The 12,759-nt window shown below is 35.8% G+C and carries 8 protein-coding genes; all 8 read right to left on the bottom strand.

The window, feature by feature from the left end; all coding sequences use genetic code 11:
• Positions 1–408 precede the first annotated feature (408 nt).
• The 8 genes from GZ212_RS08480 to GZ212_RS08515 all read right to left on the bottom strand — a co-directional run bounded on the left by GZ212_RS08480 (position 409) and on the right by GZ212_RS08515 (position 12,717).
• Positions 409–3,615 (bottom strand): GEVED domain-containing protein, encoded by a 3,207-nt coding sequence (locus tag GZ212_RS08480; protein WP_166958951.1) that lies wholly within the window; start codon positions 3,613–3,615, stop codon positions 409–411.
• A gap of 419 nt (positions 3,616–4,034) precedes the next feature.
• A complete protein-coding gene (locus tag GZ212_RS08485; protein ID WP_166958953.1) occupies positions 4,035–6,737 on the bottom strand; it encodes a T9SS type A sorting domain-containing protein in 2,703 nt (900 codons plus the stop codon).
• A 174-nt stretch (positions 6,738–6,911) separates the two neighbouring features.
• Positions 6,912–7,730 (bottom strand): enoyl-ACP reductase, encoded by an 819-nt coding sequence (locus GZ212_RS08490; protein WP_166958955.1) that lies wholly within the window; start codon positions 7,728–7,730, stop codon positions 6,912–6,914.
• Positions 7,731–7,770: 40 nt separating this feature from the next.
• The gene (gene recN, locus GZ212_RS08495; protein WP_166958957.1) at positions 7,771–9,423 is read right to left on the bottom strand and encodes a DNA repair protein RecN; all 1,653 of its coding nucleotides are present in this window, start codon (positions 9,421–9,423) and stop codon (positions 7,771–7,773) included.
• Between the two features lie 41 nt (positions 9,424–9,464).
• The gene (locus GZ212_RS08500) at positions 9,465–10,352 is read right to left on the bottom strand and encodes a DUF4835 family protein (RefSeq protein ID WP_166958959.1); all 888 of its coding nucleotides are present in this window, start codon (positions 10,350–10,352) and stop codon (positions 9,465–9,467) included.
• Positions 10,345–11,556: a bifunctional phosphopantothenoylcysteine decarboxylase/phosphopantothenate--cysteine ligase CoaBC gene (gene coaBC / locus GZ212_RS08505; RefSeq protein ID WP_166958961.1), complete on the bottom strand. Its 1,212-nt coding sequence runs from the start codon at positions 11,554–11,556 to the stop codon at positions 10,345–10,347. The genes GZ212_RS08500 and coaBC overlap by 8 nt, the downstream gene beginning before the upstream one ends.
• A gap of 8 nt (positions 11,557–11,564) precedes the next feature.
• Positions 11,565–11,894 carry a DNA-directed RNA polymerase subunit omega gene (locus GZ212_RS08510; protein ID WP_053971894.1) on the bottom strand — a complete coding sequence of 110 codons (330 nt, stop codon included), beginning with the start codon at positions 11,892–11,894 and terminating at the stop codon, positions 11,565–11,567.
• A gap of 10 nt (positions 11,895–11,904) precedes the next feature.
• Entirely contained in the window at positions 11,905–12,717 is an 813-nt protein-coding gene (locus GZ212_RS08515) for an outer membrane protein assembly factor BamD (RefSeq protein WP_053971893.1), read from the bottom strand.
• Positions 12,718–12,759 lie beyond the last annotated feature (42 nt).

Here is a 12,759-nt window from a genome sequence, read left to right on the forward strand (position 1 = left end):
GTAGCCTTAAACGCAAGCTCTCTTACTTTTCATTTTCTCTTTCCCTGCTCTGTTAATGCAAAATTTGAATGCCCAATTGGGCATTCAAATTGGCAACAAATGAAAAAATCAATGCTTAATTGATAATCTCATCAAGTTATTAATCAATAGTATTTATGCGAAAAAATACTTTCAAATCAACAAAATTTAACTGAATTAACCAAATAAATTACAGAATGCAATCAAAAGGAATTTAAAATTGACAAATAAAACAGGTATTAAATTAGGTGTGTTATAAATATAAAACACTGCAAATAAATCTCTTATAACTCGCTTCTAGTAAATTATAAAGTTTATACCATTTATATAAAAAAGCCACCTTATTGAAGGTGGCTTTAATTATAATCTTAAATTTTTAAACTAAATCATCTACTTTTTGATAATTCTAATAGTTTCTGTCAAACCGTTGATGGATACTTTAACAAAATAGGTTCCTGATTTTAATTGATTCATATCTAAAACCGGATTGGTATTGTTAGGCAAATTAGTTATTACTATTTGACCCAAAGTATTATATACCTCAACCTTTTCAACAACTTGTTTTGCTTTAATATTTAAAGTTTCAGAAACCGGATTAGGGTAAAACTCAAATAAATTGTCCATGGTCACATCTTGCACTGAAAGCGATTCTGTTTCAATACTCAAATCATAAGTGGTGCTTTGAGGAGACGCCCAGGTAGAAACAATAATATAATACGTTGAACCTGCAAACAACTCAACCTCTACAATTCTATCATCACTATTTGAGCTTCCTTCGAATCCTATACAAGTAGGATCAGTATTTGGACATCCATCTAAAACATGAAGTCCAGACCATGTTGATCCTAAATTGCTTAAAGTAATGGTGTAAACATCATCTGTATCTGGCGTGAAGGAATACACTACATCATCTCCACTCATGTAATAAGAACTACAGCTACTTGAACCATTTTCATAATCATCAAAGTAATTTGCAGTATCATCGCTAGTTAAATATGGTAATTCACCTATTTCTATAGCTGTTTCACAAATTTGACCTGGTATTGGACAGGAATAAGCAATCGTTCCAACCTCAAAATCACAGCTAGAATCTGCATGAACCCCAGATACAGTAACTTCTGAACCATTAACATATGGTCCAAAGGTATATGTGCCAGCAGCTGTAACATCCAAAGTAGTAGTACCGTCATTTAATTGAATCATATCACCTACTTCTGACACTTCTACATCTATATAAAATTGATCGTTATCACAATCTGAATCTACTGTAGCTTCAGCCACACCTTGCACACAATTGTACTCAATAATACTGAAACCATACTCAGTACTTTGAGGAGAAGCCCAAGTAGAAATCACAAAATAATAACTAGTTCCAGCAGTAACCTCCAACTCAAAAGAAAGGTCACCAGTACCCCAACCATTAGAAACCGAAGCAATACAGGTGGTTCCTATATCTTCACAAGAAGTATAAACAAATAACCCTGCATAATTGTCGGATAAATCATAAAGACTAATCAACAAGTTACTATCTGCAACAGCATCATACTGATAAAATACATCATCCCCATTTAAATAGCTACTGCTATTACAATTCCCTGGAGATCCAGAATAGTCATCAAAATAATTAGCTGTATCATCATTGGTATCATATGGCAACGCAGTAATAGGAATTGCTGTTTCACAAATTTGACCAGGTATTGGACAAGTATTTGTAAATGTCCCTACTTCAAAGTCACAAACGGCATCTGAATGTACTGCAGAAATGGTTGCTTCTGAAGCATCATCATATGGTCCAAAGCTAAACACACCTGTCTCAGTTACTGATAAAGTAGTTGTTCCATCTGTTAATTCAATTATATCACCAACTTCTGTTACCTCTACATCAACAAAAAACTGACTGTTTTCACAATCTTCTATTAAAGATCCTTCAGCAACTCCTGGTGTACAGGTTGATTCCATTATATTGATATCAACATCAACAGAATGCCCATAAGAACCACTATAACAAGGTCCTTCAGTTTGGTTACCATTCCAGTCCATAATAATTCGCATTCTATGCTCTCCCAAAACAGCGTCTGCAGGAATAGTAAATGACAAATCTAAAAAGCTGTTTGACATTGGTGTATCATCTGGAGTAAATACCAATTCACCATCATCATCAAAATCTGAATCATCATTGTAATCGATCCAAACAAATGCACCGTAACTATAAGTACCTGTGCTGATTGTTAACTCTAAAACGGTATTGATACTTGTATAAACATCAACTGGGGCACCAGTTAAATCTTCATAAAATGCACCGTCTGCTTCATAGGTGATAGGAAAATCTGTGTCTCCCAATAAAACGTTGGTAATTCCCTGTCCGTCTACACTGGTTGGAACAGAAGTACAATAGCACAAATTTTCGGAAGTCGTATAAGTTTCCTCGGCACAATCAACAGCTGCACCTGCTGGATTATAAGGTACAATGGTCCAATAATAAGTAATTCCAGCATCTTGAAAATCACCAGGAACTGAATACATCGTTACATCACCTAAATCTTCATTATCATAGACATCAGTTCCTCCGGGCGTTGTTCCCAGGTTTAAATAATAACCATCTGCAGATTCCAATGCATCCCAAGTCAAAGAAGTAGAGCCAATATTCCCACAATCAGGATCTGGCGTTGCAACTAAATTAGCCGTACAAGTTGGTAAAGCTGCTGTTGTAAATGAATATTCAGAACACTCAGTTGCATCACCAATACTATTATAGGGTACAATAGTTACATAATACATAGTTTCTGGATCCAAAGCTCCTATAGAATAGCTGGTAACATCACCAACATCGCCTGAAAACACTTCAGAACCTCCAGATGTAGTACCAACGGTTAAATTGTAACCCGTAGGACTCCCCCCTGCCGGACTCCATTCAATATTTCCTGTCGTCGAAGCAAATATATCACCATTAACTGGTTCTGTTAACTCTGCGTCACAATTAGGAGGTAAAGTGGGTTGAATACCACCAAAAACAATATTATTGTGGTACATGTGAATAGAATTAGCCGTTGGAGGGGCTGATGGATCTGGGTTGTTTGAATCACTTCTATAAGCAATTGATCGATTAACATTTGTCTCTGTTGTCGCCCAATACATAGAGCAATTATAACCTTGCAAGTTTTCTTCTACACCCACAACTAAATTATCTGTTCCATTATAGGAAAAAGGAGTATCTAATGTTATAGTAAACCAGTTTCCTTCTTCAGGAAAACTTACTGTTCCAACATATACTTGAGACAAGTTTCCAACCACTTCCCAATCGTCAGTAGAAACAAATTCAGTTTTACTGGAGTGCCCCAAATACAAAACCCAGTCTGTACTACTGGCGAAACTGCTGGCATTTGTTTGGGGGTCTAGATAAAAAGATAAAGAAGTAATCTCACCTGCTGTATTTATTTCTGATGCATAAAAAATTTGTTGGGAGTAAGTATACCCATAACAACTCCAGATAGGAATGGAAGAACTCGTAGTCGTACCACTTCCCACTTGGATTTGAGAATTCATGCCTTGAAAAAATAGCATGAATACCATTGAAAATAAAAATGTAATTTTTTTCATACGCTTATTAATTAAAGTTTTATAGGAGTAATTAGAACGGAAAAGGTAATACATTAAAACAATTAACAAAAATTTAATTATAATTTAATATTTCAATTTCAGTTTTAAATTATTAATAATTTATCCTAATGATTACATTGATTAGTAGGAAATACATAAAATTGTGAATTTATCGGATAAATTTAACCTGATTGAACATTTGCTGTAATTTGAGGACGAGAATATATGTTATCAGATAGGGTCAAAAATAGAAATGCTTCTATTTTATTATAGCGCATAATGTAAGAATAAATCTTAATTTTTAACGTTAAATTTTAAAATTTTTAATTCAATAACTTAGAATAATAATAAAACCCAAAAAAGGTTGCCCATGGGCAACCTTTTTATATATTGATTAAACTCTATTAAAATCAGAGTTTTTACTTCTTCACTATTCTAATTGTTTCAGAACTATTTCCAATAGTTACCTTCACAAAATATGATCCAGCTGCAAGGGCACTCATATCAATGGTACCTTCCAAGTTATTTGGTGTTTCATTGGCAACCATTTGTCCTAACATGTTGTAAACTTCAACCATTTCAATGGATTGTTGTGCCTTAATGGTTAAACTGTTTTCAACCGGGTTAGGGAAATAAGAAAACAATTCTTGGGTATCAAAATCTTGAGTTGATAGGGTTTCATTATATGCAGAAATTGAAAAAGGTTCTGTTTCATTTCCTCCATACTCCCAAACTCTTACGTAAATCGTTTCACCAGGTGTCAGGTCATTCAATTCAAGAAGCGAATAGTTTCCTGAAGATGCCCCGTCATCATCACAATCAATCGATGTTAGTGAACCACAAGACCCAGAAAATGCTTCAATTACAGAATCAAATCCGGTCGTTCCATTTGAATCTGTAGCTGTTTCAATATTGACACTTCCATTCGCTGGCACCACAATAGCATACCATACACCGGGACCATTCAACCCACAATCATTTGGCTCTGAATCTCCAGTTGCTCCTAGAACTGTCCCGTCTATTGGATAGGCTTCAACTGAAGGTCCTACTGTCAGCATTTCTGCCCCTTCACAATCATCATTTGCAGGAGGGCAATAAAATTCCCAAGTACCTACTTCAAAATCACAGGCAGGATCTGAGTGCTCTGCCGTAATAGTTACTTCAGTACCATTTGCATAAGGGCCAAAAATATATAATTGCTGTGAGGTATTGACTGTTTCAGATTGACCAGCACCATCGGTAAGAGTTACTAAGTCACCAAAATCATCAACCGTTTCAATACCAATTTCTACAAAAAATTCATCTGAATCACAGTTAGGAACCACTCCTGCTATAACCTCTGCTGGAGTACAAGAAATATAATACCCACAAAGATCAAAAGTACCTTCTTGATCATTATCATAGTCAAATACTTGAAGATAATAAGTTTCACCTATCGATAGACCTGAAATTTCCCATGGCCATCCAGAACCAAACGCAGTACAATCTAGTTCTGTAAAACCTCCCGGTGTTCCAGAATAAATGGCTCCGGCCACAGATGTTAAACCTGATAAATTAGAGACATTTAACGTGATTATTTCAGCAGGAGCTACAATCGTAAACCATAAATCACCTCCATTATAAGATCCACATGTCGCAGCACCTTCACCTGAATCCGTTGCTCCTAGATTAGTTATATCCGTAATCGTATTTTCTCCACATTCTTCTCCTTCATCTAATGTCAAAGCTATGGCTCCACCTGGCAAGTCATTTGAGGGAGGACAATTATACTCAAAACTATCCACTTCAAAATCACAATATTCATCTGTATGTAGAGCATCTATGGCAACTTCTGTTCCTGAGGGATAAGGCCCAAACGTATAGGTTCCTTCGCCTGTTACCTCGATAGTTGTTGTTCCATCGGTTAAATCAGTAATATCCTCTTGATTCGTCACTTCAACATCAATTGAGAATTGCGTATTATCACAATCAGAAACAATTGTTCCAGTGGCCTCTCCTTCCAAACAAGGCAATGTTCCAATACATATATCAAAAACAGAAGTATGGCCTCCTGCTGATGTCCAAGTAAATACTTGAACGTAATAAGTATTTCCTGGGGTAAGTCCATCCAATTCAGAAGAGTCACCATCATTACACTCCAAAGGTTCCCCTAAAGAACCACAACCAGAAGAACCGTCATAAATAGCATGGTACATATCAACTGTTGATCCCGAAATATTAATTAAAGATACCATATGAACTTCATCAGTCGCCACAAAGCTATACCAAACATCATCGTCTGGTGTGCCACCACAATTATCAACTCCAGAATCTGTTGCTCCTAATATTGTCCCGTTAGTAACAACTGTACAATCATAGTCGGCATTGACTGTTAAAGAAACAGCATCAGAACATTCATCATTTGCTGGTGGCGTTGGAAGTGTCGTAAACGAATATGGGCCTACCCAATCACTAGTTCCATTATCCTCACAATCGGCTTGCACATAGTACTCATATTCCGTATATACACTTAAACCTGTTTTGGTAAACCCGATAGCCACACCGGAATCGGTTGGGTTTTCTGTTGGAGTTACTCCAGCTTCTACCACTTCTACATTGTAAATTGAAGCAGTTCCTTCCTCAGTCCAAGATAATATTGCTGATGAAGTGGTTATTTCTGAAGCTGTTAAACCAGAAGGCATCAAACAACTTGGTGCTTCTGGTACAATAATTTGAAATGAAGCTTCCAATTCTTCTGGTGTTCCCTCACAACTAGTTGCTGAATCTGTATCCTCACCATCATCTGGAGATACCCCTCCATTATTTCCTATAACATCACCATAAGCGGTAACGGTGATAAGAGTTCCATCCCAGCCATCATCATACTGATCATAGCAATTAACAAAATAGGTTCCTGGATCGATCTCAATATCAACATTAATTAGGCCAGCTCCATCACATTGAGTACCATTTCCTTGACCCCAAATTTGAGTACCGCCTCCATTTATTTCAGTGGTTATACTTACCCACTTTTCACCCGTCCAGCTCCCACCAGATGTTGTAATATTAATGGTGCTTTGGGCGTGTATTGACCCCATAAAGGCCAATAAAACAATAAAACATAAAAACGTAATTTTTCGCATAATAAGTTTTTAATAGATTAATAAATAGTTAAGCTTTCAAATTAAGCATAACACTTTGAACAATAGTGAACAATCCTATCAAATCGATAAAACCCATTATTTAAACGACGAATTACCCTACAAAAAAAGGCGCCCATTGGACACCTTTAATTTATTGAAACTAAATATTTTACTTTATTCTTCTGGAGCAAAAGCCTCCATAACTTCCTGGCTCACTCCCATGTTACTAAAGCCTCCATCATGGAACAGGTTTTGTAAAGTCACCATCTTAGTTAAATCACTAAATAAAGAAACCGTATAATTAGCACAATCCAATGCACTTGCGTTTCCTAAAGGCGACATCTTATCAGCATAATTGATAAACCCATCAAAGCCCTTGACACCTTGTCCGGCTGTGGTTGGTGTAGGTGATTGTGAAATGGTATTAACTCTTACTTTTTTCTCTTTACCAAAGAAATATCCAAAACTTCTAGCGATACTTTCTAAATACGCCTTGTTATCGGCCATGTCATTATAATCTGGAAACACTCTTTGTGCTGCCATATAGGTAAGGGCCACAATACTTCCCCACTCATTCATGGCATCAGCTTTGTATAAAGATTGCATGACTTTGTGAAAGGACATCGCAGAAACGTCTGTTCCTTTTTGAGTCCATTCATAATTTTGGTCTGTATAGTGTCTGCCCTTTCTCACGTTAATGGACATCCCTATTGAATGAAGTACAAAGTCTATTTTTCCGCCTAAAATTTCCATGGATTTTTCAACCAAATTTTCAAGGTCTTCCACCGATGTGGCATCGGCTGGAATAATTTCAGAGCCTGTTTTTTCTGCCAAGTCTTTTATTTGCCCCATTCTCATGGCAATTGGCGCATTGGTAAGCACGAAAGTCCCTCCTTCTTCATGAACTCTTTCTGCCGTTTTCCATGCAATAGAGTTTTCATCTAAAGCTCCAAAAATGATTCCTTTTTTACCTTTTAATAAATTGTACGACATATTCTTATTATTACGATGGTTTTAAAATTCAAAGATAGTATTAATTCAATAATTGTTTGGCATGAGCAATGGCTGAATTTGAAATTTCAACCCCTCCCAGCATTTGGGCAATCTCAATAATTCGTTCGTCATGGTTTAATTTAACCAGGTTGGTTTCTGTAACATCCTCCTTATCTTCCTTGTACACTTTAAAATGACTATGCCCTTTTGCTGCGATTTGAGGTAAGTGGGTAATTGCAAAAACCTGCATGTTTTTACTCATATCCAACATAATTTGTCCCATTTTATGCGAAATCTCGCCTGATACACCCGTATCTATCTCATCAAACATGATGGTAGGTAATTGAACGTAATTAGATAAAATGGCCTTCACAGCCAACATAATTCGTGATAACTCTCCTCCTGACGCCGCTTTTTTAAGCTCATTAAAGTTCCCTCCTTTGTTAGCCACAAACAAAAAGGCTATTTGGTCTTTTCCGTTTTGGAGAAATTGGTTGACAAGCTGTAATTCTATTTTAAATTGCGCATTGGGCATTCCCAACTGAAACAAAATATCTTTCAATTGCTGTATCAAGGAAGGTATTACTTTTTGTCTGTTTTCATGAATTTCTTTAGCTGCCTGATTAAGAGCTTTTTCTTTGAGGAGGATTTTGTTTTCCAATTCAGAAATTTCTTCGTCCAAATTTTCGGTCTTAGAAACCTTCTCTCCCAACTCTTGCTTAATAATCAATAATTCTGGTATCGAATCTACCAGGTGTTTTGTAAACAAATTATTAATGACTTGTAGCCTGCCATTGACAAATTCTAATCTGTTAGGATCTGTTTCCACCCCATCCTTCAAATTTTCTACTTCCGAGAAAACGTCATCCAATTCAATTAATGCGCTATTGATACGTCCGTACAAGTCTTGGTATTTAGAACCAAATCCTGACAAACCTTGAAATTGGTTTTTAAGTTCGGTTAAAGATTTTAAAACCCCAATTTCTTCTTCACTCAATAAGCTTACCGAATGCGCTAGTTTTTCCTGAATTTCCTCAACATTGTTCAGCATTTCATATTCTTCCTCCAAAGCTTCCAAATCTTCACTGTCTAGTTTGGCTTCCTCCAACTCATTCAATAAAAAAGCATGGTAATCATACTCTTTTATAGCCTCTGCTTTTTGCTTAAGCAACCTGTCTAAATTACTTTGAAGCGATCGAAACTCTCTAAGCAAGTCTTTATAAGTACTTACTCTAGATCCATTAGCTGCCAAAGCATCAATAATCTGAAATTGAAAATCATCCTCGGTTATTTGAAGCGTTTCATGTTGCGAATGAATATCAATTAATCGTTTGCTTAACGCCTGTAAACTGGATAAATTAACAGGTGAGTCGTTGACAAAAGCTCTAGATTTACCCGAAGGCAAAATTTCCCTTCTGATAATAGTCTGAGGCTCATAGTCTAGGTCTTCTTCCTTGAATAAATCTGCCAAATCATAATGTTTCACATCAAAAACAGCCTCAATAATGCATTTCTTTTCAGAATCCTTAAGTGAAGATAAATCTGCACGCTTTCCTAAAATAAGGGACAAACCTCCTAATAGGATGGATTTACCGGCTCCTGTTTCACCGGTTATAATGGTAAGTCCTTGATTGAATTGAACCTGTAAGTGGTCAATTAACGCATAATTTTTTATGGCTAGGGATGTTAGCATATTCTCGAAATATAGAGAAGTTAGGAAATTCTAAATTACGACTAAAATTTAATAGAACGCCATTTACCGGCATGGATAGGCGCAATTTTGTTAAGCACACTAGTTAACTTGGTGATTTCAACACTGGGTCCATCAGAAAAAACCTGTTCGATCTCATCGGCTTTAGCATCAAAAAATGTGCGCATTAAGTAAGAATTAGGTCTTCTATTATTCATAGGCTCTAATTCTATAATGGCATCTGCAACATTTTTCTTGGCAGTTTTTACATCTTCATACATCTGGTCCATGCCCTCACGATGATAATCATATAATACTTGGCGATACTCTTTATAAGTTTGGGATTGAATGGTCTCAATCAGGGCAAATCGCGTTTGCAACCCATCTTCCAATTTCCATCCAGAAAATCCTTCTTGCTGTGAGTAATTCACGATGGTTCTAGCTTGTTGAAAATAAGCCTCACCACCTTTTAAGGCAAATGTATCGGCATCTACACCTAAAATCATATAAACATGAAATGCTATAACAGATATCAAATTGGACTGAAATTGATTGGGGTTAAACACCATGTTTTGGAATTCCTGATACCTAAATGAAAAGTTCTTATCATTAACGTTATAAACCGGTGTGCTGTAAGTAGAACCAAAAACTGGTCTTGTAGATTGAACCTGAATACTACCATTGTATAAGTCACCACTTTTATTGGTAATGGTGATAACCATACTGCAGTTAATGCGCTCTTGTGGTTTAAACACCTTGTTAGTCCAGGTGGTATTATTCACAAATTCCGTTAGTTGCTTTTCAAGCGTCGTAAAAACTTGGAAATTTTCATTTCCTGTTTGTTGTGCATTAATAACCAAATTACAGTTCAATTCTTGGGAAAACGACTGAATTCCAACAAACAATAAAAAATATAAAAGAATTTTATTCATTTAAATGCATCACAATTTCATTAAAAATATCATTTGCTACCTCAGCTTTAGACTTCAATTCAAAGGCCTTAAAGTTTTCCTGAGCATCAATTAAGGTGATTTTATTAGTTGGTGTTTTAAATCCTGCACCTTGATCGTTTAACGAATTTAAGACAATTAAATTTAAATTTTTTCTTTTCAGTTTCTCCTTTGCATTTTCTATTTCATTATTGGTCTCTAATGCAAATCCAACTAAGAATTGTTGTTTCTTTATTTTTCCTAAAGAAGCTAAGATATCCTTGTTCTTCACCAACTCTATATGTAACGTTTCTTGCTCCTTTTTTATTTTTTTATCTGCCACCACTTTTGGTCGGTAGTCTGAAACAGCAGCAGAACAAATAGCAATATCACATGTTTCATAAAATTCATGCACCTTGTGATACATCTCCTCCGCACTTACTATACGATGAACCGCAATGCTATTATTATTGGTAGAAAGATAAGTGGGGCCGGTAACCAAAATAACTTCTGCTCCAAGAGAAGCAGCGCATTCGGCCAATTCAAATCCCATTTTTCCACTGGAATGATTCCCTATGAATCTTACTGGATCTATAGCCTCATAGGTAGGTCCCGCTGTTATAAGAACCTTTTTATTTTTTAGGGGTAGTTTACTTATTATATCTTGTTCAATGAACGAAATAATATCCTCAGGCTCCGCCATTCTTCCTTCTCCTACCAAGCCACTTGCCAGCTCTCCCGTACCTGCAGGAATCATAATATTTCCAAATGCTTTCAACGTTCTAAAGGATTTGTCTGTAGACGGATGTTTGTACATATCCAAATCCATTGCAGGAGCAAAATATACGGGGCACTTTGCAGAAAGATATACAGCCAATAATAAATTGTCGCAAACCCCGTTGGCCATTTTTGATAAGGTATTGGCAGTGGCTGGAGCAACAACCATAAAATCGGCCCAAAGACCATAATCAACATGGTTGTTCCAAATCGCATTTTCATCTTCCTCATTATAGAAAGAAGAATGCACCGGATTTTTAGATAAAGTTGAAAGTGTTAAAGGGGTAACAAAATCTTTGGCATTGGGTGTAATAATCACTTTTACCTCGGCTCCTGCCTTGATAAAAAGCCTTACCAAAGACGCAGTTTTATAAGCGGCAATACCGGCACTTACGCCAAGAAGTATTTTTTTGCCGCTTAATACTGACATAGGTAATATTATACTTTAGAGTCGTCCTCTGTGTTTCTAAAATAGATCTTATCATCTAACCATTCTTGAATGGCCAATGCATAAGGTTTAGGCAATTTTTCATAGAACTTTGATACTTCAATTTGCTCTTTGTTTTCGAAGATTTCTTCTAAACTGTCATTGTAAGTAGCAAATTCTTCCAGCTTTTCTATCAATTCTTTTTTAATTTCAGAATTAATCTGCTCTGCTCTTCTTGAAATGATTGAAATTGATTCATAGATGTTATCTGTTTGTTCATCTATTTGATTTCTATCATAAGTTACCGTAGAAACTGGCGCTTTGATTTTCTTTAAATCCATCTTCATTAATTTAACTTTTTGTAGTATACTTTTGTAGCTCGGTTTGTAATTCCTCTTTCATTTGGTCTGCAGATTCCAAAAGTTCAGATTCGCCATATGACTTTTTAAAAGAGTTGTAAAAATTAATCGCTTCCTCGATACGCTCCTGCTTTTTATACTCAATACTATTGATTGCTAAATGATAAGCAGAATCAAATCTGTAGTACAAAGCTTCTTCTCTAAAGCTTGATCCAGGGAAATCTAAAATAAAATTTTCAAATGCCTTAATAGGAGCATCATAATCTCTTGTATATCCAGCAATTTGATTGTATTGCTTAGCTATTTCAAAGGCTTTTTTCTCTAATTTATAATCCAACTCCTGCACCAATTTGTTGGCTTCTGGCAAATATTCAGAATCAGGATGGGTATTGATAAATAATTGCAGCTTGTCTAAAGCTTCTTTAGTTTCAGTTTGATCTTTAGAATAAACTGGAGAAAGCATGTACAAACTTTTAGCACTTAGAAATTGAACTTCTTCCGTTTTCTCACTTCTAGGATAAGACGAAGAAAACCTATCTAAATGATAACTAGCCAAGTAATAATCCTCCATATTGTAATAAGCCATGGAGTTTAAGTAAGTTAGCTTTTCTGCTTGAGGCTTACCACGGTAACTTGGCACGATTTGTTCAAATAATTTATTGGCCTTAGAATACTTACCACGATTATACAATTCTTCACCCAACTGATATTTGAATGCAACATCTTCTGATTTTAGAGCTTTTTGGTATGGGCTACAAGAGCTTAGAATTGTGAACGTTATAAGTATGTAAAAAAGTTTCTTCATCATTTTAAAACAGGAGGCAAAATTAGGTTTTTAATATGGATT

The sequence above is a fragment of the Mangrovimonas sp. CR14 genome (genome assembly GCF_011764015.1).
GTDB lineage: Bacteria > Bacteroidota > Bacteroidia > Flavobacteriales > Flavobacteriaceae > Mangrovimonas > Mangrovimonas futianensis.